This is a genomic window from Blautia pseudococcoides (assembly GCF_001689125.2).
GTDB classification, from domain to species: Bacteria; Bacillota; Clostridia; order Lachnospirales; family Lachnospiraceae; genus Blautia; species Blautia pseudococcoides.
Map to the genome: position 1 here is coordinate 4378334 of NZ_CP015405.2, position 23653 is coordinate 4401986.

General features: G+C 44.7%; 18 protein-coding genes and 1 riboswitch. Of the genes, 15 read left to right on the forward strand and 3 right to left on the reverse strand.

Annotated features, from left to right (window positions below):
• Window positions 1-11: 11 nt before the first annotated feature.
• The 7 genes from A4V09_RS20635 (at window position 12) to A4V09_RS20665 (ending at window position 10044) form a co-directional block, all read left to right on the forward strand.
• Entirely contained in the window at window positions 12-596 is a 585-nt protein-coding gene (locus A4V09_RS20635) for a flavin reductase family protein (RefSeq protein WP_065543973.1), read from the forward strand.
• Complete coding sequence (locus A4V09_RS20640) at window positions 593-1099, forward strand: shikimate kinase (protein WP_065543974.1); 507 nt, start codon at window positions 593-595, stop codon at window positions 1097-1099. The genes A4V09_RS20635 and A4V09_RS20640 overlap by 4 nt, the downstream gene beginning before the upstream one ends.
• 387 nt (window positions 1100-1486) lie before the next feature.
• Window positions 1487-2779, forward strand: a complete 1293-nt coding sequence (gene murA / locus A4V09_RS20645; RefSeq protein WP_065543975.1) for a UDP-N-acetylglucosamine 1-carboxyvinyltransferase — start codon at window positions 1487-1489, stop codon at window positions 2777-2779.
• A gap of 95 nt (window positions 2780-2874) precedes the next feature.
• The gene (locus tag A4V09_RS20650) at window positions 2875-3426 is read left to right on the forward strand and encodes a DUF2284 domain-containing protein (protein WP_065543976.1); all 552 of its coding nucleotides are present in this window, start codon (window positions 2875-2877) and stop codon (window positions 3424-3426) included.
• 237 nt (window positions 3427-3663) lie between these two features.
• Window positions 3664-3936 carry an IolE/MocC family protein gene (locus tag A4V09_RS20655; RefSeq protein ID WP_065543977.1) on the forward strand — a complete coding sequence of 91 codons (273 nt, stop codon included), beginning with the start codon at window positions 3664-3666 and terminating at the stop codon, window positions 3934-3936.
• Window positions 3937-4109: 173 nt separating this feature from the next.
• The gene (locus A4V09_RS20660) at window positions 4110-7571 is read left to right on the forward strand and encodes a carbohydrate binding domain-containing protein (protein ID WP_065543978.1); all 3462 of its coding nucleotides are present in this window, start codon (window positions 4110-4112) and stop codon (window positions 7569-7571) included.
• Window positions 7572-7629: 58 nt separating this feature from the next.
• Window positions 7630-10044 (forward strand): glycoside hydrolase family 94 protein, encoded by a 2415-nt coding sequence (locus A4V09_RS20665; protein WP_065543979.1) that lies wholly within the window; start codon window positions 7630-7632, stop codon window positions 10042-10044.
• Between the two features lie 8 nt (window positions 10045-10052).
• On the opposite strand, the gene A4V09_RS20670 is transcribed toward A4V09_RS20665, so the two are convergent.
• Window positions 10053-10793, reverse strand: coding sequence for an AraC family transcriptional regulator (locus A4V09_RS20670; RefSeq protein ID WP_018595365.1), 741 nt, complete (start codon window positions 10791-10793; stop codon window positions 10053-10055).
• Between the two features lie 260 nt (window positions 10794-11053).
• Here A4V09_RS20670 and A4V09_RS20675 point away from each other — a divergent pair, with 260 nt between their 5' ends.
• From A4V09_RS20675 to A4V09_RS20685, 3 genes are all read left to right on the forward strand, one after another.
• The gene (locus tag A4V09_RS20675) at window positions 11054-12436 is read left to right on the forward strand and encodes an ABC transporter substrate-binding protein (RefSeq protein ID WP_065543980.1); all 1383 of its coding nucleotides are present in this window, start codon (window positions 11054-11056) and stop codon (window positions 12434-12436) included.
• Between the two features lie 64 nt (window positions 12437-12500).
• A complete protein-coding gene (locus A4V09_RS20680; RefSeq protein ID WP_065543981.1) occupies window positions 12501-13466 on the forward strand; it encodes a carbohydrate ABC transporter permease in 966 nt (321 codons plus the stop codon).
• Entirely contained in the window at window positions 13463-14308 is an 846-nt protein-coding gene (locus tag A4V09_RS20685; protein WP_018595368.1) for a carbohydrate ABC transporter permease, read from the forward strand. The genes A4V09_RS20680 and A4V09_RS20685 overlap by 4 nt, the downstream gene beginning before the upstream one ends.
• A 231-nt stretch (window positions 14309-14539) precedes the next feature.
• Here A4V09_RS20685 and A4V09_RS20690 read toward each other — a convergent pair whose 3' ends face one another.
• A complete protein-coding gene (locus A4V09_RS20690) occupies window positions 14540-15808 on the reverse strand; it encodes a nickel-dependent putative hexonate epimerase (protein ID WP_065543982.1) in 1269 nt (422 codons plus the stop codon).
• A gap of 33 nt (window positions 15809-15841) precedes the next feature.
• Entirely contained in the window at window positions 15842-16864 is a 1023-nt protein-coding gene (locus A4V09_RS20695; RefSeq protein ID WP_065543983.1) for a zinc-binding alcohol dehydrogenase family protein, read from the reverse strand.
• Window positions 16865-17213: 349 nt separating this feature from the next.
• Between A4V09_RS20695 and A4V09_RS20700 the strand changes: the two genes are divergently transcribed.
• The 5 genes from A4V09_RS20700 to A4V09_RS20720 all read left to right on the forward strand — a co-directional run bounded on the left by A4V09_RS20700 (window position 17214) and on the right by A4V09_RS20720 (window position 23303).
• Window positions 17214-17906: a GntR family transcriptional regulator gene (locus tag A4V09_RS20700; protein ID WP_242963881.1), complete on the forward strand. Its 693-nt coding sequence runs from the start codon at window positions 17214-17216 to the stop codon at window positions 17904-17906.
• Between the two features lie 209 nt (window positions 17907-18115).
• Window positions 18116-19519 carry a GntP family permease gene (locus A4V09_RS20705; RefSeq protein ID WP_084043703.1) on the forward strand — a complete coding sequence of 468 codons (1404 nt, stop codon included), beginning with the start codon at window positions 18116-18118 and terminating at the stop codon, window positions 19517-19519.
• Window positions 19520-19847: 328 nt separating this feature from the next.
• A complete protein-coding gene (locus tag A4V09_RS20710) occupies window positions 19848-20543 on the forward strand; it encodes a FadR/GntR family transcriptional regulator (RefSeq protein WP_065543984.1) in 696 nt (231 codons plus the stop codon).
• 264 nt (window positions 20544-20807) lie between these two features.
• Window positions 20808-22529, forward strand: coding sequence for a dihydroxy-acid dehydratase (gene ilvD / locus A4V09_RS20715; protein WP_065543985.1), 1722 nt, complete (start codon window positions 20808-20810; stop codon window positions 22527-22529).
• Between the two features lie 3 nt (window positions 22530-22532).
• Entirely contained in the window at window positions 22533-23303 is a 771-nt protein-coding gene (locus A4V09_RS20720; RefSeq protein WP_065543986.1) for an SDR family NAD(P)-dependent oxidoreductase, read from the forward strand.
• A gap of 177 nt (window positions 23304-23480) precedes the next feature.
• Window positions 23481-23581: riboswitch (SAM riboswitch) on the forward strand.
• Window positions 23582-23653 lie beyond the last annotated feature (72 nt).

The window sequence follows — 23653 nt, forward strand, 5'->3', positions numbered from 1 at the left end:
AAGGAACCAAAATGTCTAAAATAGAATGGAAGCCCGGAAACATGCTTTATCCGCTCCCCGCTGTCATGGTGACTGCGGCGGATGAAGAAGGGCATGACAATATTATCACTGTGGCATGGGCAGGGACGGTCTGTACCAATCCGCCCATGGTATCCATCTCCGTAAGGCCGGAGCGCTATTCTTATAAGATGCTCTGCAGCACCAGGGAGTTTGTCATAAATCTGACTACAGAAAAGCTGGCATTTGCCACAGATTACTGCGGGGTGAGATCAGGAAAGGACGTGGACAAGTTCAAAATGACCGGACTTTCCAGGGAGGAGGCTTCCCATGTGGGTGCCCCTATGATAAAAGAATCACCGGTCTCCATAGAGTGCCGCGTGAAGGAAATTACGGAATACGGAAGCCACAGCATGTTTCTTGCAGACGTGCTGGCAGTACATGTGGACAAAGAATACATGGATGAGAAGGGAAAATTTGACCTGGCTCTTGCAAACCCTATAGTCTATTCCCACGGAGAATACTATGGTCTGGGGAAAAAGCTGGGCACCTTTGGATACAGTATTAAGAAGCGCAGAAAGAAGAAAAGCAGAAAATGAAAAGAAACATAGTATTGATCGGAATGCCCGGCGTGGGCAAAAGTACAGTGGGAGTCATTCTGGCAAAGGTACTGGGCTATCAGTTCATAGACGCGGATCTGGTGATCCAGGAAAGGGAGAACCGGCTGCTCCGTGACATCATTGCCCAGGACGGGCTGGAAGGATTCCTGAAAGCGGAGGAAAAGGCAAATATACAGGTTGCCGGGGAGGCGAAGAAAGCAGTGATCGCCACAGGAGGGAGCGTGGTGTACTGCGAACAGGCCATGCGGCACCTGTCCGGGACAGGGCAGATCGTATATTTGAAGCTGGACTATGATACCCTTGACAAACGTCTCTGTAATTTGAAGGGGCGGGGCGTTGTCTTAAAGGACGGTCAGGACCTGAGAGGTCTTTACGATGAACGCATACCATTGTACGAAAAATATGCGGATATCACAGTTGATGAGAAAAATCTGGACGTGGAGGAAACTTTACAGAAAATAGTAGAGAGACTGAAACAGTGACAGAGAATAAAAAGTGTCGGTTTATGAAGAAAAGATGAAAATATTAATTTTTGTTTACAAATTGCTTTATCTGTTATAATATAATATTTAAGTCGTAGACTATCTTAGCAGGAAGCTAATTAAATAACCTGCCGGGAAGTCTGTCTTTTATTCGGAAAGAGGTAAAGTAAATGTTACTATTCAGCGGGTCTGCGCGTTTACTGCACTGACCGTAAGAAAACGTTCAACAGCCGAGTGAAGATCCCATCGCCAAAGGCGGTCCTGCATGGATTTTTGCCCGTAACTGTGAAGGCACTGAACAGTTACAAGCAAATTTGAAGACGAGATTATGTTTTCTGGTACCGAGTATACCGGCGGGGAGCATAAATAAAATATAGAGGTGTGAATATGGAACAATATGTTATCAAAGGCGGTAACCCGTTAGTCGGCGAAGTAGAGATCGGCGGCGCGAAGAATGCGGCACTGGCCATCCTTGCGGCGGCAATCATGACGGATGAAATGGTTTACATTGAGAACTTACCGGACGTACGTGACATCAATGTTTTATTAGAGGCGATCAGGGAGATTGGCGCGTCTGTTGAGCGGGTCAGCCCCACAGAGGTGAAGATCACAGGTTCTACCATAGCCAACATCAGTGTGGAATATGAATATATCAAGAAGATCAGAGCGTCCTACTATCTGCTGGGCGCATTACTTGGAAAATATAAGACTGCGGAAGTTCCTCTTCCCGGAGGCTGTAACATCGGAAGCAGGCCCATTGACCAGCATCTGAAAGGTTTCCGGGCTCTTGGCGCGTCCGTTGATATTATGCACGGCGCAGTTGTAGCCAAGGCGGAGAAGCTGACAGGAAAGCATATCTTCCTGGATATGGTATCTGTGGGTGCGACCATCAATATCATGATGGCAGCAGCCATGGCGGACGGCAATACCACCATTGAGAACGCGGCCAGAGAGCCTCACGTGGTGGATGTGGCCAACTTTTTGAACAGTATGGGTGCCAACATCAAAGGCGCCGGTACGGATGTTATCCGTATTAAGGGCGTGGAGAAGCTTCACGGCACCAGTTATTCCATCATCCCGGATCAGATCGAGGCGGGTACTTTCATGTGCGCGGCAGCAGCCACCATGGGGGATATCATGGTGAAGAACGTGATACCCAAGCATCTGGAGGCTACCACTGCCAAGTTAGAAGAGATCGGATGTGAGGTGGAGGAGTTCGACGACGCGGTCCGCGTAGTGGCATCCAAACGCCTGAAACGCACCCATGTTAAGACTATGCCTTATCCAGGCTATCCCACTGACATGCAGCCCCAGTTTACCGTGGCTCTGACACTGGCAGAGGGGACAAGCATTGTGACAGAGTCCATTTTTGAGAACCGTTTTAAGTATGCGGATGAACTATCCCGTATGGGAGCCAATATCAAGGTGGAGAGTAATACAGCTATTATAGATGGTGTGCATAAACTGACAGGTGCAAGGGTAAGTGCGCCCGATCTGCGTGCGGGGGCTGCGCTTGTTATTGCAGGACTGGCAGCGGAAGGCCTTACCATTGTGGATGATATTGTTTATATCCAGAGGGGATACGAGCGCTTTGAGGAGAAATTAAGAAATCTGGGAGCTGAGATCGAGAAGGTGTCCAGTGAGAAGGAAATACAGAAATTTCAGCTTCGTGTAGGCTGAATCTATAGGCTGGCCTTTTTGCGCCAGCCTTCTTTTGTTCACCAATGTCTGAAGCAAGGCTGGATAGAAGAGATCCGGAAAGGAGGACCAGTAATATGCAGGAAGAAGATTTGATCACAGCAGCTGAGGAAGCAGGGTTTGCAAAGGCCGCTGTCATGAACACGGAAGATTTGGTATTTCAACATGAGTTCCGCAGATTCTGCCAGCAAAATGACTGCGGAAATTATGGCAGTAACTATGGATGTCCACCTTACTGCGGAACCCCAGAGGAGATGGAAAGCAGAGTTATGCAGTACCGCCGGGCAGTAGTTTTCCAATCCAAAACTCCGGTGAGCAACATTTTTGACAATGAGGAGACAAAACAGATTAAAAAGATACATACGCGGATGACACTGCGTACGGTGGAGGAATTAAAGAGAAGAGGTCTGGATGAGAACGGCATGCTTGTCATGTGCGGCCCCTGTAACTTATGCGAGTCGTGCAATATGCCGGAAGGAAAACCATGCGTGCAGGAGCAGAGCAGATTTTCATGCCTGTCCGCGTATTGTATAGATGCAGCGAAAATGGCTAAACACTGCAATATGGATATGCAGTGGAATGGGGATGTGGCCTCTTTTTTCAGCATGTATCTCTTCGATAAAAAATAAGAGATGTCGGTATTTTCGGGATACTGTATATAGAGATTGTTAAGGCTGTGCTGTTTAAATTATAGAGTGATTGTTTTGAGAATGGTTTATTTAATTCTCTAATTGCTCTGTATTTTAAACGGCACAGCTTTTTATTGTGTCGTAAAGTTCTCAGGTAGCTCCTATGTGATGAAAGTTACCAAAAGAGCTTAAGGAAGCAGGGAAAATTAACGGATCGTAGAGAAAGCAGGAAACCGTGTGACCGGATTCAAACTCAGTAACAGGGTTACAGGACTTTTTATGAAAGCATTTGCAGATTATACGGTATCCAAAGAAGCCAAGGTGAAAGAGCGCTCCTGCCTTTTCAGGACTATTGGATACGGCCATAATAAGAGTGTGTGGAGAGAAATTTTCAGCGAACTGAAAAAGTGCGGATATGACGGGGTGATTTTTATTGAACATAAGGATGATTTGATGACAGGTCGTTATTTTATATATTTTCTGAAAAGCCAGCCAATCTTCCCGAGATAGTTCCGAATCTATTCCGTCATCTGTATAGACAATTGCAGCAAACAAGACTATGGCAGGTATATTTTAAGCGATATATCATAACGTCATGGATTTGATATTTTTATAAGAAATTTTGTATACCCCAAATGGCGGATGAATTATAGTGGAAGAAAACCGGAGAAGGGAGAAAGAGGATGAAAAAATTAAAAAAACTGGCAGTGATGGCAATGCTCACCATTATTGCAGCAGGGACTGGAAATATGGCAGTTTCAGCAGATAATGGGGCAGAAGAACCTGAATTTTTTCTGGAAACAGATAAAGCAGAGTATTCCGGAGATGAATCAATTACAGAAACCTTTAGGATTCAAAATACTGTTCAAAGCAGTATAACCGGAATCAAAATCCAGGGAAGTATTCCACAGGGATATAAGGAAGATGGCGAAAAAACAGAAGGGGAAAAGTGGAATCGTGAAATAAAGGAAGTAAAAGCAGGAGCAGAGGCTGAAATAACCGTCTGTTTGGCGAAAGAGAAAACGAAGGAGAATCAAGACCCATCGGTGACAGAGCCTCCTCAGAAAGGAAAAGAACCCGCAAAATCGGTTGCTCCTCAGGGAAAAGGAGATGCAGCAAAACCCGGGAACAAGCCTTTCAAAAACGATTCCGTAAAAACGGGAGATTCTAACCAGGTATCCGTGTGGATCGTGTTGGTATTAGTGAGTCTTGGTGTTGTGGCTTTTTGTGTTAAAAAAAAGAAGGGTAAGGGATTGCTCACATTTATCCTCATAGCTGCGGCAGCGGGAAGCTGTCTGGGGGGGATGGAAACTTCTGTAAAAGCAGAGGAAAGGGAACTGGCAGAAAGGACAGCAGAGGTAACAAAGAGAATATGGGTCAATGGTGAGGAAATGATGTTGAAGGCAGAAATTTTTTACAAAGTAGAAAAAGAAAGTGAAAACAGTACAGATTTATCCCTGGAAGGCTATACGCTGAAATGGGAGGAGAATTTTGACGGAACTGAGCTGGACCGGAGCAATTGGAATGTAGAGCTTCATAATCCGGGATGGGTAAACGCGGAGCTGCAGTCTTATGAAGACTCTGCGGAAAATATCTATGTGAAAGATGGTGAACTGGTACTCAAGGCAGTAAAAAAGGTAGATGAAAGCGGAGATGTCTCCTATACTTCCGGACGCATCAATACACAGAAAAAACAGGATTATAAATACGGAATGTTTGAAGCAAAGATAAAAGTTCCTGAAGGGAAAGGATTTTTGCCGGCCTTCTGGATGATGCCTACGGATGAAAATCTTTACGGTCAATGGCCAAAGTGCGGTGAGATTGATATTATGGAAGTCCTTGGAGACAAGACAGATACTGCACACGGAACACTTCATTTTGGGGAACCCCACACCCAGGATCAGGGAACCTACGTCCTGGAGGAAGGAGATTTTTCTGATGAATATCATGTATTCTCCTGTGAATGGGAACCCGGAAAAATCCGTTTTTATGTTGATGGAAAACTTTATCATACAGCCCAGAGATGGTTTTCTAAAAAAGAAGGATTCGGTGAGGTAGCATATCCGGCACCTTATGACCAGCCTTTCTATATGATTTTGAATCTGGCTGTAGGTGGAAGCTGGGTAGGATACCCGGATGACAGTACTGCATTTGATGAAAATGCGGAAATGCATGTAGATTACGTCAGAGTATATCAGAAGGATTCTTATGATGAAAATGTGACAAAACCGGATCCTGAAGAGGTGGATTTGAGAGAACCGGACGCAAGCGGAAACTACTGTATCAACGGTGATTTTTCTTCGGCGGAGGATTTGAATGACAATAAGGACTGGGAATTCCTACTGGCTGGTGCAGGAGATGCAGAAGCATTTATTACAGATAACAGAATTTGCATTAAAACGAAAAATCCAGGTGATTTGGATTACAGCGTACAGCTTGTCCAGGCGGGGCTGCCGATAGAATACGGCAAAAAGTATAAGTTCAGCTTTGATGCGTGGGCAGCACAGGAACGGACTATTTTTACCGGCATAACAGCGCCGGATCATAATTTCGGACGTTACCTCCAGGATACAAAGGCTGAACTGAAAACAGAAAAAAGTCATTATGAATATTTCTTTGATATGCGGAGTGAATCAGATGCAAATGGAAGAATAGAATTCAATCTGGGAAACCAAGGTTCTGCGGCAGATGTATATATCACGAATGTGAGACTGGAACAAGTGGGAGAAGCAGAGGTTCCGGATGATAAGAAAACGGTGTTACCAGATGGTAATTACGTGTATAACGGAGCATTTCAGGAGGGAAGCAGCCGAATGGACTATTGGGAGGTCCAGGAAGGGGCAGATGCTGTTGTCACAAATGAGAATAATGTAAGGAGATTAAAAGTTACAGCGCCGGTGGGAACATCTGCTGATAAGCCGGTACTTATTTCACAGAGAGAACTGGGTATGGTGGGCGGTACCTCTTATGCACTTAGTTTTACTGCAGAGGGGGATGTGAATAAGCACCTGGGTGTACAGGTGGCCGGTGAAAGTCTTGAACCGGCCAGGCTTATAGGTCAGGAGAACAACTATACATACAAATTTACCATTACAGAGGAAAGCAGAGACCGTGATCTGATATTCTTCATTGAGGAGCCAGGAACCTTTTATCTGGATAATGTCCGTATTGTAGAGGATGAATTGATTAAAAACGGCAGCTTTGATGCCGGATTCGCAGGATATGAATTCTATAAGGATCAAAGTGCCGATGCCTCGGCAGTGGTGGACAGCCTTAAAGAAGCAAATGCGGCGGATTTTACAATAGGGGATACAGGCGATCAGGCCTGGAAGATTCAACTGAAGCAGAATAATGTAGAGCTGGAAGAAGGTCAGTGGTACCGGCTTACCCTGGATGCGAAATCCAGTATGGAGCGAGACATAATGTTTGCGATACAGAGGGATGGAAGCGCAGATGACAACTGGGATCCATATTCCGGTGAAAAGATTGTAAAACTGGAACAGGAGTATCAGTCCTTCCGGCTGGAATTTCAAATGACAAAGCCAACGGATCTGAGATCGATTCTGAGCATCTCTATGGGAGCTGTCAACGGGATAAGGATTACGGAGCCACATCAAATAGTGATCGACAACATCAATCTGGAAAAGATAGACGAACCTGATGAGCCGGACATCACACCCCCCGTTGTCCCGACACCTGAAGAAGAACTGATTGTTCAGGGGGACTTTTCAGAAGACAACGGTGTTTGGGAAAAGTACATATTTGATCCCGAATACGGGACCATGCAGATTACAGATGGTAAGTTTATTTGTGAGGTTAAAAATCCCGGCACTGAGGAATGGCATCTGCAGCTGAAGCAGCATAATCTGTTTCTGGAAAAAGGGGCAGTCTATGAAGTTACCATGCGGATTCAGTCTTCAGCATCCAGAACAGTGAAATGGGCATTGCTCAGTCAGTCATATGAATGGTATGGCGGAGAGGAACTGGAACTGACAGAGGAGGAGGAAAAACAAGTCTGCTATACCTTTACAGTGGATAAGGAGAGTGATCCGTCTATAGATTTTGTGTTATCCATGGGGAAAACAGGTGATATCGTACCGGAATCCGTGATTGAAGTGGATGATATCAGTATTATAAAAAAATAGATTCGGAATAAAAAAGGAATACGGTATAATAAAAAGCTGCTAGGAGTGTGTGAAAAATATGAAATATGGATATTTTGATGAAGAAAAAAAGGAATATGTGATCACGAGACCGGATACGCCGGCTCCATGGGTTAATTATCTGGGCTCTCCGGAATATGGCGCGATTATCTCCAATAACGCAGGTGGGTACAGCTTTGAAAAATCAGGTGCCAATGGACGGATTCTGCGCTATGTGTTTAACAATTTTGACCAGCCGGGCCGTTACATCTATATCAGAGATCAGGAAAATAAGGATTTCTGGTCTGCCTCCTGGCAGCCGGTAGGAAAACCTCAGGATGTATATCAGTGTGAGTGCCGTCATGGAACTGCCTACACGAACATGAGAGCAGAGTACAGTGAAATCAGTTCGGAGGTACTGTATTATGTACCATTGGGGGCAGCGTATGAGGTGTGGAGACTCCGTCTGACCAACAATTCCGACAGGCCCAGAAACCTATGCGTGACAGGATATGCAGAATTTACAAACAACAGTAATTATGAGCAGGATCAGGTGAATCTGCAGTATTCCCAGTTTATTACACAGACAGCTTTCCGTGGTAACAGAATCTGTCAGATGATACACGCAAACCTGGATCAATTGGAACCCGGGAAAGATGTAGATGATAAGCAGGTGACAGAACGGTTCTTTGGATTGGCAGGAAATCCGGTTACCTCCTGGTGTGGTGATAAGGATGGATTTTTGGGACGATATCACGGTTATGATGCTCCGAAAGGTGTAATAGAGGGGAAGCTGAGCTGCCTGCCTAATTATAATGGAAACGGCTGCGGTGCCCTCAGTTCGGATTTCGTCCTTAAACCAGGTGAGGCCAAGGAAGTTGTTTTTGTTCTGGGAATGAAGAAAGATGCAGAGGTGGAGGAAATTTTAAAAAGATATGAAATTCCGGAAACTGTATGCAGAGAAGAATTTCATAAACTGGTGAAGTATTGGCATGGTTATCTGTCACATTTTCAAGTAAAGACACCCAGTCGGGAATTTAATACAATGGTGAATACGTGGAATGCGTACAATTGTTTTATGACCTTTATCTGGTCCAGGGCAGCATCTTTTATCTACTGTGGACTGAGAAACGGATATGGATATCGGGATACGGTACAGGATATCCAGGGAATCATCCATCTCGCTCCGGATATGGCGTTGGAGAAAATTCGTTTTATGCTTTCCGCCCAGGCAGACAATGGCGGTGGGCTTCCGCTTGTAAAATTCACGCACAATCCAGGACATGAAGATACGCCGGATGATGCTTCCTATGTAAAGGAGACAGGCCATCCGGCATATAGAGCTGATGACGCTTTGTGGCTGTTCCCTACGGTTTATAAATATATTGCTGAGACAGGTAATATGGATTTCATTGACGAAGTGATTCCATTTGCAAACCGTGGAAAAGCAACTGTTTATGAACATCTGAAACGTGCGGTTAAGTTTTCCATGGATCATCTGGGGAGACACGGAATGCCTGCAGGGTTATATGCAGACTGGAATGACTGCCTGAGACTTGGAAAAGATGGTGAATCTACATTTGTGGCAATGCAGTTTTATTATGCCATGACAATATTGAAAAAATTCGCAAAATATAAAGAAGATGTGGAATATATGGAATTTCTTTGTGAAAGGCAGAAGAAACTTGAGGAACTCATCCAGAAATTCTGCTGGGATGAGGGGCGATTTATCCGAGGATTCACAGAAAATGGAGAGATAATCGGAAAATCCACTGATCCGGAGGCAAATTTGTGGCTGAATCCACAAAGCTGGGCCGTTATCAGCGGGGTGGCAAATGAAGAACAGGCTGATCGGGTATTGGATGTTGTTGAGAAAAGACTGAATACGGAATATGGATTAGTTTTGATGGATCCACCGTACCATGCACATGCCTTTGACGGAGCACTTGCAGTAATCTACAATCCAGGTACCAAAGAAAATGCGGGTATTTTTTCACAATCTCAGGGATGGATCATTCTGGCGGAAGCATTGAGAGGACATGGTGAACGCGCATTTACCTACTTTATGGAAAATGCGCCTGCAGCACAGAATGACAGGGCAGATATACGTAAATTGGAGCCATATTGTTACGGACAGTTTACAGAAGGAAAAGACAGTCCCAATTTTGGCCGTTCGCATGTGCATTGGCTTACAGGGACCGCATCGACGATCATGGTTGGATGTGTGGAAGGAATTCTTGGAATACGTCCGGATTTTTACGGAATCAGGCTTGCCCCGGCTATTCCAAAGGAATGGGAAGAATATGAAGTAGAAAAAGATTTCAGAGGCTGTCATCTTCATATTAAGGTAAAGAATCCGGGGCATGTGGAATCGGGCTGTGAAAAACTGGTGGTTAATGGGAACGTGGTTACTGGCAGTTATATTCCGGCGGACCTCTTAACAGAGCAGACGGACATTGAATTGTTTATTTCATAACAATTTGATCACCACATGGCTTTATAGTATTTCTCACGATACTTTTTGGGGGTCATGCCGGTGAAATTTTCAAAGGTATGAATAAAATGACTTTGAGAAGAAAAGGACAGGTAGTGTGCAATATCCACAAAACTTTTATCAGAATAACGTAATAAGTGAGTGGCCTTTTCTATTTTTTTCTCACGAATATAATCGCTTACAGAGATACCGAGATTTTCTTTAAAAACCCGGGATAAATAACCGGTGGAAAGACCAGTACACTCTGCAAGAGATTGAATGGTAATGCGTTCTTTAATGTGGCTGTAAATATAATCAACGCATTGCATTACCGGTTTAGAAATAATGCTTTGTTTCTGAAGAAGTATCATCTTACCGGTAAAGTCTCTGGCCATAGTATGATGCAGTTCAGATACTTGTTCAATACTGGTACAGGAGTCCATCTTTAAAATATAAAAATCGCTTAAACGATATGCCTGCTCTGCTTCCAGCCCCCCTTCAATACAGTATCTTGTGATAAAGGCGGCTGTGACAACAAAATGGTATTTTATATTGGTAAGTGGATTTTTTGAGAGGACTCCCACACCGGCCGGATTGGTGAAAGCTCCTTCGTCGCAGTTTTTGTTTACAGCTTCCATATCACCGGATTTTACAGCATTATAAAAATGATATTCTTCAATGATGGAGCGGTGTTCAATATCACGTTCAATATTACTTAATTCGGTTTTACACCAGTCTTTGGATAAAGTCATATTTACCTCCATCTTTTCGTATTTTCTGACCTTTGAGGAGAACTGTCTTTCCCCTCATATACGTTAGATCAAGGAAGAGTTTTTTTAATTATGACATAAAAGCCATGTTTTCTCAATGAGAAAATATTCAAGATATGTCATGAATTTGATATTTTATTAAGAATTGTAATATACCAACAGAAAAAAATAAGTTATAATTCAATCACCTCAAGGACAATAAGGCAGATACCTTAGGAAAAATAAATAGGAGGATATAGGAAATGAACAAGAAAATTGTAAGCATTTTTATGACAGCAACTATAGTTGCCGGTACACTTGCAGGTTGTGGAGGCGCATCGGATTCCCAAAATACAGCAGATGCATCTGGAGAAGAAGGAAAAATTATTAATATTTATAGTTGGAATGATGAATTCCGCCAGCGTGTGGAAGCAGTTTATCCTGAAGTGAAAGAAACTTCTAAAGATGGAACAGTAACAACTTTAAATGATGGTACAGAAATCCATTGGGTTGTAAATCCCAATCAGGATGGAGTTTATCAGCAGAAATTAGATGAAGCACTACTTAAACAGGCAGATGCAGCAGCAGATGAAAAAATAGATATCTTTTTATCAGAAACAGATTATGTAAATAAATACACAGATGCAGATGCGGGTGCTGCTATGGCACTTAAAGATATTGGTATTGATCCGGATAAAGATCTTGCGGACCAATATGATTTTACAAAAGTAACAGCATCTGATGCAGACGGTGTGCAGAGAGGTTCTACGTGGCAATGCTGCCCCGGCTTGTTAGTATATCGGCGGGATATTGCAAAAGAGGTATTTGGTACAGACGATCCGGGGGCAATCGGTGAAAAGACAAAGGACTGGGATGCCATGAAAGCCACAGCAAATGAACTGAGTGCAAAAGGCTATTATGCACTTTCTTCTTATGCGGACACGTTCCGTCTGTATGGAAATAGTATTGAACAGCCATGGGTTAAAAATGGTGAGACAACTATCAGAGTCGACCAGAAGATCATGGACTGGGTAAATAATTCTAAAGAATGGCTGGATGCGGGATATTTTAATAAAACTGTTAAAGGCCAGTTTAATGACGACTGGAATAAGGCAATGGGTTCAGAGTCAAAAGTATTTGCATTCCTCCTACCGGCGTGGGGAACAGATTTTGTTTTAAATCCTAACTGGGATGGAGAAGCTGGTGCATGGGCTGTTACCACTCCTCCGCAAGAGTATAACTGGGGGGGTTCCTATGTACATGCTGCAACAGGTACAGACAATGTTGAACATGTAAAGGATATTATTCTTGCAGTAACTGCCGATAAGGATAACCTGTTGAAAATTTCAAAAGATTATTCGGATTTTACAAATACCAAGAAAGGTATGCAGGAGGCTGCAAAAGATGACAGCTTTGCGTCTGACTTCCTGGGTGGACAAAATCCATTTGAATATTATGCACCGGTTGCCGAAAATATTAAAATCGCACCGCTCTCTGCATATGATCAGGGATGTGTTGAATTGATCCAGAACGCTTTCAGCGATTATTTCCAGGGGAAAGTTGATTTTGAAAAGGCAAAAGCGAACTTTGAAACGGCAGTAAAAGAACGTTATCCGGATATTACGGAGATTCATTGGCCGGAATAAAAATCATATACTGTGAGGCGCTTGCTGCCTCACAGTATAGTTTATATGAAAGGAATGTGATCTTATGAAATCGAAACGAAAAAGCCTGAAATACGCAAAATGGGGATATATTTTTATTCTTCCATTCTTTCTGTCTTTTTTAATTTTTTCGTTGATTCCTCTGATAGATACAGTACGATACAGTTTTTATGAATTTTACCGTTCAGGAATCAAAGAAATTGGACCGAATTTTATCGGATTAGAAAATTATAAAGCGCTATTAGATTCGGATATGCTGAAATATGCAGGAAATACTTTGATTTTGTGGCTGATTGGATTTATTCCACAGATAGTGATTGCCTTGCTGCTGGCATCCTGGTTTGTTGATATCCGAATGAAAATTCATGCAAAACAGTTTTTTAAAGTGGTTATTTATCTGCCCAATTTGATTATGGCATCAGCATTTGCGATGCTTTTTTTCACGATGTTTTCTACGAATGGCCCGATCAATTCAATTCTGACATCCATGGGAATGAAGAATCCCATAGATTTTATGGGGTCTACATTTGGGACCAGATCTTTGATCGGACTTATGAATTTTTTAATGTGGTTTGGCAATTCCACAATTATGCTTATGGCAGCAATTATGGGAATCAGTCCGGATATATTTGAGGCATCGGAGCTGGATGGCTGTAACGGCAGACAGCGCTTTTTTAAGATTACATTACCTCTTATCCGACCGATTCTTGCATACACATTGATTACTTCTGTTATCGGCGGTCTTCAGATGTTTGATGTTCCGCAGATTTTAACGAATGGTCAGGGAAGTCCAGATCGTACCTCCATGACTTTAATCATGTTCTTAAATAGTCATCTGAAGAGTAAAAATTATGGTATGGCAGGTGCTTTATCAATGTATTTGTTTGTTGTTAGCGGAATATTGTGTTTTATTGTCTATCGGATGACAAATGGAGTAGATTCGGATGAATTTTCAAAATCTATGAAAAAATATGAAAAAGCACACAAACTGAGGAGGAAAAAGAGACTGTGAAATCAAAATCTTACAATCGTTTAAAATATATTTTAGCGCATGCTTTATTAATTATATTGTCATTTATGTGTCTGTTTTTCTTCTATATTCTGATCATCAATGCGACGAGATCACATGCAGACCTGCAGAAAGGATTTTCTGTATTTCCGGGAAAAAATTTTTTGGAAAACCTAAAAAGTGTTGTCAATGATGGTACATTTCCCATGATTCGCGGTATTATTAACAGTTTGATCGTATCTGCCTGCAGTGCGGCAATTTGTATATATTTTTCGGCTTTGACAGCGTATGGGTTGTACGCTTATGATTTCAAGTTAAAAAAGGCAGCATTTACATTTATTATGGCCATTCTTGTTATGCCGACACAGGTTACAGCAATGGGATTCCTGCGTTTGATTACAAAGATGGGAATGTATGATTCCCTGCTTCCGTTAATTATTCCTTCGATAGCATCTCCTGCTGTATTTTACTTTATGTATAGTTATCTGCAGGCATCTCTTCCGTTGTCACTGGTTGAAGCGGCAAGAATTGACGGATCAGGAGAATTCAGGACTTTTAATAGAATTGTGATTCCCATTATGAAACCTGCGGTTGCAGTGCAGGCCATTTTTACATTTGTTGGTTCATGGAATAACTATTTTATTCCGGCTCTTGTTTTGCAGTCAAAAGATAAAATGACAGTTCCGATTCTAATTGCGACGCTTAGAGGCGCAGATTATATGAGTTTTGATATGGGAAAAATCTATATGATGATTTTGGTGGCAATTGTTCCCATAATTCTTGTATATCTTTTGCTATCTAAGTATATCATTGCAGGTGTTACACTTGGCAGTGTTAAGGGATGACGCTGATTACATTTATCGAAATACTTTAAAGATATAAAAACAAGGAGAGCGGGCGGCTGAAATATCCCGGCAGTGCTATGGAGCAGGAAAAGACGGCAATTGTTGTGGGTTGATTTGTCCGTTTCAGGTATTGTATATATAGATACTAAAATAGGGTATTTTCTGCAGAAAGCAGCAGAAAATACCCTGTTGTTTATAAAACAATGCAAAGATTCAATTTATATTTTACAGTCAGTCCACTTTCCAAAGCCCCAAAGCAGGTGTCTTCACAAAATAAATCTCTTCCCCGTTCTCCAGTGTGTTCCACCCGTCATGCAAAGTCTCCGGATCGTACAGGGACGCGGCTTGTTCATAATCCGTCCACTGATAGCCCACACTCTCAATCTCTTCTTTTGAAAGATTTTCCGGTCTGGTACAGTATGTGATCCGGAATCTTCCGTCAGAGGAGCCCTGGATCAGATGGGCGGCAGCCATGATCCTGTTCTCAAAAGCACCTTCATTGAACAGTTTCAGCACATAGTCCCGGCCTTTGTAGCCGTATGTTCTGGTCATATGATCCATCTCTTCGTTTTCGCCGAAGGCCTTGACGCCGGGAGCCAGAATGATCAGGTCCCCTCCGTCGGCCACAGCCATTCTTGTGCGGTAGATACCTTTGTTTCCCACCCATGTGGTTTTCAGCTCATATGGGTCCAGATAGGTGACAAGTTTTTTTGCCCTGCGCTCCACATGGCAGATGTTCAGTTTGCCGGAAAGCTCCACTGCAAGCTCAAAGGGTTTTCTGGAAGGCCCGGTGTAAAGTCCGTTCAGGCAGATTTCCTCATCCTTTAAAGTGGTGACAGTCTGGATATATACCAGAGGAAGTTTTCCGTCCAGGAAATGCTGCTGGGCGTAGTCAAAGACTTTCCGCGCAGGGGAGTCCGCAACACCCAGGGCTTTCTCCATGCCGCATATGGCACTGAGCATGTGGGATTTATTGATCATCTGGCGTCCGCCTACACCTACAAAGATGTTTTTGCTGTAGTTTGCCATGCCCACAACCTCGTGGGGGACCACCTGACCGATAGAGAGGATCAAGTCGTACCCGCCGTTTATCAGCTTTTCATTGACTTCCACTTCTATATCCGTGGAATACAGACCGCCGGATATTTCCTCAATGACTTCCTGTGGCACTTTTCCGATGGAAACGGTGTCTGTCTGCCAGTGATGCACTAAAAATGCTTCCTCCGGCACGACACTGCCGAACATCTTTTCTTTTTCCTCCCCGTCCATTGCCATATGGGTGCCCAGGGCGGGCATTACATGTACAGTGGCGGTGGGGGAGAGCTTTTTATAGAGGACCTGGGTAAGTTCCCCGGCGTAGGAGTAGCAGCGGGTGAAGTCCGGCGGTATGATCAGGACTTTCTTCAGTCCGGGATACTGTGCCAGCAGTTCATCCATGCATTTCTCTACTTCAGCAGGAGAGATGCCGGAAGTTTCGTTTGTCAGGTATATCTCGTTCATAGATTCCTCCTGTTTTCCATCAATGGGATTGTTCTAGTCTTCAAATTTCAGAACCAGCTTGAGCACATCCTGGGGATGCTCTGTGATCATAGTCAGAGCTTCCATAACATCTTTGTAATTATAGGATTTTGTCATGAGCTGTTCCGGATGCAGGGTGCCGTCCTCAAAGCCTGCGATGACTTCATCGAAACAGTTGTTGTTCAGGCGGGAGCCGGCTATGGTCAGTTCCTTTTTGGTGATGTCAGCCATTGTGATCTGGGAAGGTACGTTTTTCAGTCCCAGAACCACCATACGTCCTGCCGGGCAGGCCAGCTGTACACTCTGCTCAAAGGAAGAAGGAATGCAGACCGTATCCACAATGACCGGGATACCTTCACCGTCTGTAAACTTCAGAAGGCGTTCCTCCAGATTCTCCTCTGATACCAGGACCACTTCATCTGCACCCATGGAAAGCGCCTTGTCCAGACGTTCCTTTACCAGGTCTGTCATGATGACTTCAGCGCCGTTTCTCTTGGCGACCTGCATGGCCGCAATACCAATCGGCCCGGAACCCATGATGAGGACTTTATCTCCCTTTGTGATCTGTCCTCTTCTGTTGATCTCCACACCGATGGTGAAAGGCTCAACCAGACCAAGGAAAGATTCGTCGAAATCCTTGTGGAATTTGTGGATATTGGATTCGGGAGCACATACGAACTCTGCAAATCCGCCGTCTCTGTGAACCCCCATAACTTCCAGGGTAGAGCATACGTTGTGGCGGCCGATCTTGCAGGCATAGCAGTGTCCGCAGCTTACAACCGGGTCAACAGCAACCTTGTCGCCTACTTTTACGGCAGTTACATCCTGGCCCACTTCTGTTACAATACCGCCGAACTCATGTCCGATCAACCGCGGGTAAGTTGCCAGTGAATTGGTGCCGTTATATATCCCGATGTCAGAGCCGCAGATACCGCCGGACGTAATGCGTACGATCACATCATCTTTATTTTTGATCTCAGGTTTTGGAACATCGACGATTTCAACCTTGAATGGTTCGATTACTTTTATAGCTTTCATTTGATCAGAACACTCCTTTTGTTTGAAAAATAAAAAGTTGATAGAGAACACGCCCCGTTTCTTGCGGCGTAACTGATATATTAATTGACGACTGCTGTTTTCATGGTGTTTAAGAAAACAGGTCGAAATGGAATGGATGAATGGAATAAATTGATATATCAGTTGTCTTGGCATAACTATAACAAATGCAGAAGCAAAGTACAATATGAAAAAGTGCCAACATATAAATGGAATTTCTGTATAGAATTCACAAAACGTATGACGTCCTCTGTCCTGCAGTATGCAAAAGTTGACGTGATGTTTGTGGTGTGTTACGCTTCAGTAAACAGAAGACAACAGGGGGACCGTGATGATGAAAATATCAGAAAAAAGAGCAAAGGAAAACAACCGGGAATATGCCTACAGGCTGCTGCGAAGTAATATTATGACACTGCAGCTCATGCCCGGGACCACATTGAACGAAGGGGAACTGACAGAACTGCTGGGGATCAGCAGAACACCTATCCATGAAGCCATTATTATGTTAAAGGAAGAATCTCTTGTAGACGTTTTCCCTCAAAGCGGCTCCAGGGTATCCATGATACATATAGATATATTGAAGGAAGGGTATTTTCTCAGGTCTGTGATAGAACCGGAGATTATCCGCCAGATCGCGGGTAATCTCCGGGAGGAGGGAATGACGGCCCTGAAGGAGAACCTGGGCAGACAAAAGGCTGCCCTGGAGAATGAGGAGAAAATAGACCCTTTTTTTAAACTTGATGATGAATTTCACCATCTGATCTATGAAATGGCAGGGAAGCAGAAGACCTGGTACGCCATGAAAAAAGTCAGCTCCCACTATGACAGAGTGCGCTATCTGGACGCGATCATGAATAAGACGGACCTTGCAGCCATACATCAGGAGCACAAAGATATATATCATATGCTGCTGCTGGGCCTCTCTGTGGATTTTGATCTGAAAGACTTTTATGACAGGCACCTGGGCACTTACCGAAGGCATTTTCAGGAAATACTAGAAAAATACCCGGAGTATTTCTGCTAGCACAGCAATAAAGCGCGGGTGTGTATAAAATATGCACAAAAAGTTTATTGAAAATTTATAATAATCTCACATAATTTATATTTGCTCTTGACGTGTGACGTCTGATTTGCTATAGTCGGTTTATGGAATGGATGAGAGGTCATACGTGTTATTACTTGTAAAAGAAGTGACAGGGATAACAGGAAAAGGGAAAAAGGAGGAAAACGTATATGTTTTCAGGAGAAATGGTAACAGGGCCATTGCTGATAGGTATTTTTATTCTGGCGATCGCCGTATTATTGTTGTTGATCATTAAATTTAAGCTGAATGCTTTTGTGGCATTACTGCTTACTGCATTTGGCACAGGTGTGTTGGTAAATATGCCGCTGGCTGATGTGGCACAGACCGTTACAGACGGTTTCGGCGGTACACTGGGCGGTATCGGTATGGTAACAGGTCTTGGTGTAATGCTGGGTAAGTTCATGTTTGAGTCCGGCGGTATCGAGTCAATTTCCAATAAGATCTTAGGTGCGTTCGGCGAGAAGAAATCCCCGATCGCTGTTGCGCTTTCAGGTTTTATCACAGGTATTCCAGTGTTCGGCGATGTGGTTTACATCATGTTTGCCCCCATGCTTCGTGTACTTTCCAAGAAAACAAAGATTTCCATGGTGACATTTGCCTGTGCGATCTCTGTTGCTACCACTTGTACCTTCGCATTAGTGCTCCCCACAGCACCGCCTTTGGCAGTTGCTGAGGAGCTGAATATTGAGATTGGTATTTTCTTCTTCTATGCTTTGATCTCCGCTTTTGTGGGAATGATCGTGGGCGGTATCTTTTATGGTTCTATCCTGAACAAACAGGATCAGAAGAACAACCATTTCTACACCTTTGAAGATCTGGATGAGGAAGAGGCAGAAATGTCCAAGAGCAGCAAAGGAAAAGGAAAGGAACGCGCAAAAATGAGCGCAGGAAAGGCACTTTCTATCCTTCTGGTTCCGATCATCCTGATTCTGCTGGGAAGTTTTGTTCCGCTGGCAGTTGGCAAGGATGCGGCGATCGTTCCGTTTGTCACATTTATTGGAAACAAAAACTTTGCTATGATGGCAGGCGTTATTTACGCTGCAGTCATCTCCAGAAAATACATAACAAAGACAGCTACAGACATCATGACAGAAGCTGCTGACCAGGTTGGTTTGATCCTGCTGATCACAGGTGCAGGCGGAGCTTTCGGTAAAGTTCTGCAGGCTACCGGTATCGCTGATTACGTTGCAGGTTCTCTGTCACAGTTCAGCATCCCGATCCTGGTACTGTGTTTCCTGATCGCACAGATCATCCGCTGTGCACAGGGTTCCACAACGGTTGCTCTTATGACTACAGCAGCCATTATGTCCAGCACAATTGCATCCGGCGGTGTATCCCCGATCCTGTGTGCGATCGCTATCTGTGCAGGCGGTATCGGCCTTTCACTGCCGAACGACTCCGGATTCTGGGCGATCAGCCGGTTCTTTAAGATTTCTGTCACGGATACCATCCGTGGATGGAGTATCGGCGGTTTTGTTGCCGGCGTGGCGATTCTGATATTTGTATCCATACTTTCTCTGTTCCAGGGCTTCCTGCCGGGACTTATGATGTAAGTGTGAACATATAAGGCCATAGATGCCGTCCGGGGGAAGATGCCCTCCGGGCGGCATTTTTTATTACAAAGGAAAAACAACGAATCCCGCCGGAAGAATCTGATTTATATGAAGTGCCAGGTAGACTTTCTTCAAACGAACGTGCTATAATATGTAAACAAATGCTGAAAAATGCAGAAAACCTTCGACAAGCAGTGTCCGTGCAGGGCATATAAAACATGTGCAAATTTCCGTTAATAATTGTTATACAAGCTGATTGGCTTTCCGGCCAATGTGGGAACTGTGAGAGTACCGAAGAGTTACTAAATGATCAAAGAGGTAAAAATATATGTTAGAGTCGTTGAATGAGAGTAAAAAACTACTGCCGGAGAGAGTGGCAGAGCAGATCATCAGCCTGATCGCGGACAGGGAGCTGAAGGCCGGTGATAAGCTGCCAAATGAATTTGATATGGCACAGCAGTTATCTGTGGGAAGAGGCACCATACGGGAAGCTGTTAAGATTCTTGTTTCCAGGAATATACTGGAGATCCGCCGCGGCTGCGGAACCTTTGTCTGTGAAAAGCCGGGTGTTGTGGATGACCCCCTGGGATTTGCTTTTGTGAAAGACAAGAAAAGACTTGGCCTCGATCTGTGTGAAGTCCGTATGATAATTGAGCCGGAGATAGCGGCATTGGCCGCGGAGCGGGCAACATCTGAGGAAATAGAAGAACTGCAGAGAATTGAGGATGAGGTGAAGGAGCTTTGTGATAAAGAGGAGCCTCATATGCACAAGGATATTGAGTTCCATGAAATGCTGGCAAAGATGAGCAAAAATATGATCATGCCAAATATCATTCCTGTGATCCAGACAGGTATTTCCCTTTTTATAAACATTACCGATTATTCCCTGACGAAGGAAACCGTCCGCACTCACCAGATGATCGTGGATGCCATCAGGGAGCGCTGTCCTCAGGCGGCCAAGGATGCCATGATAGAGCATCTGGCAAGTAATCAGGATAAAATAGAAAGACTTTCCGGGCTTTAGTCAGCCCGGAATTTTTTGTTGTACGGAAAGGACTGCAAGAGGGGGCTTCTCGGATTGTTATGGGTCTGTATTTTTGTGAACATTGCATAAATATAAAAGGGATAAAATAAGCAAAAGGGATAAAATAAGCGGACCTATTGACCTCAGAAGAAAGAAGTGGTACTATACAAACAGATACGACGTATGATGTCTTGAAAGGCAGAAATATTCCATTCCAAATCAAGCAGCGATCCATTAGATCCATTTAATCAAAGGAGAACGATTATGAAATTAAGAAGCCAGGAATTAAGAAAAATTGCACCGGAATTAGACCCGCTCCGTCTGGGGACCGGATGGAAACTGGAGGATTTATCAAAACCGCAGATTATGATTGAGAGTACCTTTGGTGACAGCCATCCCGGCAGCGGGCACCTTATGGAGCTTGTGGAGGAGGTAAGGGCAGGCGTTGCAGAGGCGGGCGGACACGGCGCAAGGTATTTCACCACAGATATCTGTGACGGGGAAGCCCAGGGCCACGATGGGATCAACTATTCCCTGGCATCCAGAGATATGATCGCCAATATGATCGAGATCCATGCCAATGCCACACCTTTTGACGGCGGTGTTTTTGTGGCAAGCTGTGACAAGGGCATGCCTGCACATCTTATGGGAGTGGGAAGAGTCAATATTCCTTCCATTATTGTGACAGGCGGCGTCATGGACGCGGGTCCCGACTTACTGACCCTGGAGCAGATCGGTATGTATAATGCCATGTGCGAGCGCGGGGAGATCACACAGGAAAAACTGACTTTTTACAAACAGAATGCATGTCCTTCCTGCGGTGCCTGCTCTTTTATGGGAACAGCTTCCACCATGCAGATCATGGCTGAGGCATTAGGCCTGATGCTGCCGGGAAGCGCTCTTATGCCGGCCACCAGCAAGGACCTCCGCACAGTTGCCAGGGAAGCCGGAAAACAGTCCGTATGGCTGGCAGAACATGACCTGACACCAGATAAGATCGTGACGATGAGATCCTTTGAGAATGCTATTATGGTACATGCTGCCATCTCCGGTTCCACAAACTCCCTGCTTCATCTTCCGGCCATCGCCAGAGAATTTGGCATAGAGATTGACGGGGATACCTTTGACCGGCTGCACAGAGGTGCGCATTACCTGCTGAACATCCGCCCCGCAGGTGAATGGCCTGCACAGTTCTTCTATTATGCAGGCGGCGTCCCCACAATTATGGAAGAGATCAAGGATATGCTCCATCTGGATGTCATGACTGTCACAGGCAAGACTCTGGGCGAAAACCTGGAAGAACTGAAAAAGACCGGATTTTACCATAAATGTGACAAATATCTGGAGCAGGTAGGCCTGAAGAGAGAGGATGTGATCCGTCCCTTTGACAAACCATTCGGAACAGACGGAAGTATAGCGATCCTCTATGGCAACCTGGCGCCTGAAGGAGCAGTGGTAAAACATACCGTAGTGCCTAAGGAAATGTTTGAGGCCACTCTGAAAGCGCGTCCCTTTGACTGTGAGGAGGATGCCATCCATGCGGTGCTGACCCACGAGATCAAACCGGGAGATGCAGTGATCATCCGTTATGAGGGGCCAAAGGGAAGCGGTATGCCGGAAATGTTCTATACCACGGAAGCCATTGCGTCTGACGCAGAACTGGGTGCATCCATTGCCCTTCTCACAGACGGCAGATTCTCAGGTGCGTCCAAGGGACCGGCTATCGGACATATCTCCCCGGAAGCGGCGGAGGGCGGCCCTATTGCACTGGTCGAGGAGGGTGACCTGATCGAGGTAAATATTCCAAACCGCGTGCTCCGCATTGTGGGGATCGCAGGGGAGAAGAAAACACAGGAAGAGGTAGAGGCAGTTTTAAAAGAGCGCAGAAGCAAATGGCAGCCTAAGCCGGTGAAATATGAGAAGGGCGTATTAAAAATCTTTTCAGAAAGGGCTGTCTCTCCTATGAAGGGCGGATACATGGAGTAAAATATGCATGCACAGGATTTATTTGATATCAGCGGAAAAAAGGCTATTGTGACAGGCGGGACCAGAGGCCTGGGCTATGGAATGGCAGAAGGATATATGGAGGCAGGCTGCGAGGTGGTGATCGTGGGAACCTCTGACAGTGTATACCGGGTGGCCGGGGAGTTTAAGGACCGGGGATTCAAATGTCATGGCGTCAAGGGAAACCTGGGGGACAGGCAGGATATTTACCGTGTTTTCCGTGAGTGCCTGGAGAAGCTGGGCGGTGAGGTGGATATTCTCCTCACGGCTCACGGGATCCAGAGGCGTCACAGCGCGGAAGAATTTCCCATGGAAGAGTGGGATGAGGTCATTGGTGTGAACCTGACCAGTATCTTCATCCTCTGCCAGGAGTCTGCAAAGGTGATGCTGAAAAAGGGATATGGCAAGATCATCAATATCGCGTCCATGAATTCTTTCTTCGGCGGACAGACCATACCGGCATACGCGGCGTCAAAAGGCGGTGTGGCACAGCTTACCAAGGAACTGACCAATGACTGGCTGGCAAGAGGGATCAATGTAAATGCCATTGCACCGGGCTATATGGCTACTGAGATGAACAAGGCGCTCATGGACCCGGAGAATCCCAGGTTTGCATCTATATCTGAGAGAATCCCGGCACACCGCTGGGGAACCGGTGATGACATGAAGGGAGCCGCCATCTTTCTGGCCTCCCATGCAAGTGATTATGTGAGCGGTGCGGTAATTCCGGTAGATGGCGGATATCTGGTGAAATAACAAAAAGACAGCCATCCTATTCCTCAACAGGGCGCAGGAGGGCTGCCCGCCCGCATGGGCCTTGGCGTGAGCTTGAACAGGCCGCCAATGGTTAAAAAATTTAAAAAATCCTTGCTTTTTTTCATATAAAGTGTATAATACGACGTGAAAGTCAAGTAAAACAATATAATATCGTACCCCTTATTCAGAGTGATGGAGATACATAGGATCTGTGAAGTCACGGCAACCCCTTACAAAAGGAAGGTGCCAACCTGAGCGAAGTAGTCGAACAATAAGAGGATTCATTTATGCAAGATATGGGTCCGCTTATGCGGGCCTTTTTTTGTTCTGCTGGGTGGTTTTAAAGCGGG

Bases quoted from the DNA above. Each gene is read 5' to 3' on its own strand.
- A4V09_RS20650 (WP_065543976.1), top strand. From the start codon at position 2,875: ATGCAGGAAGAAGATTTGATCACAGCAGCTGAGGAAGCAGGGTTTGCA.
- A4V09_RS20675 (WP_065543980.1), top strand. From the start codon at position 11,054: ATGAACAAGAAAATTGTAAGCATTTTTATGACAGCAACTATAGTTGCC.
- A4V09_RS20640 (WP_065543974.1), top strand. From the start codon at position 593: ATGAAAAGAAACATAGTATTGATCGGAATGCCCGGCGTGGGCAAAAGT.
- murA (WP_065543975.1), top strand. From the start codon at position 1,487: ATGGAACAATATGTTATCAAAGGCGGTAACCCGTTAGTCGGCGAAGTA.
- A4V09_RS20705 (WP_084043703.1), top strand. From the start codon at position 18,116: ATGTTTTCAGGAGAAATGGTAACAGGGCCATTGCTGATAGGTATTTTT.
- A4V09_RS20670 (WP_018595365.1), bottom strand. From the start codon at position 10,793: ATGACTTTATCCAAAGACTGGTGTAAAACCGAATTAAGTAATATTGAA.
- A4V09_RS20680 (WP_065543981.1), top strand. From the start codon at position 12,501: ATGAAATCGAAACGAAAAAGCCTGAAATACGCAAAATGGGGATATATT.
- A4V09_RS20665 (WP_065543979.1), top strand. From the start codon at position 7,630: ATGAAATATGGATATTTTGATGAAGAAAAAAAGGAATATGTGATCACG.
- A4V09_RS20660 (WP_065543978.1), top strand. From the start codon at position 4,110: ATGAAAAAATTAAAAAAACTGGCAGTGATGGCAATGCTCACCATTATT.
- A4V09_RS20720 (WP_065543986.1), top strand. From the start codon at position 22,533: ATGCATGCACAGGATTTATTTGATATCAGCGGAAAAAAGGCTATTGTG.
- A4V09_RS20690 (WP_065543982.1), bottom strand. From the start codon at position 15,808: ATGAACGAGATATACCTGACAAACGAAACTTCCGGCATCTCTCCTGCT.
- A4V09_RS20635 (WP_065543973.1), top strand. From the start codon at position 12: ATGTCTAAAATAGAATGGAAGCCCGGAAACATGCTTTATCCGCTCCCC.
- ilvD (WP_065543985.1), top strand. From the start codon at position 20,808: ATGAAATTAAGAAGCCAGGAATTAAGAAAAATTGCACCGGAATTAGAC.
- A4V09_RS20710 (WP_065543984.1), top strand. From the start codon at position 19,848: ATGTTAGAGTCGTTGAATGAGAGTAAAAAACTACTGCCGGAGAGAGTG.
- A4V09_RS20700 (WP_242963881.1), top strand. From the start codon at position 17,214: ATGATGAAAATATCAGAAAAAAGAGCAAAGGAAAACAACCGGGAATAT.
- A4V09_RS20695 (WP_065543983.1), bottom strand. From the start codon at position 16,864: ATGAAAGCTATAAAAGTAATCGAACCATTCAAGGTTGAAATCGTCGAT.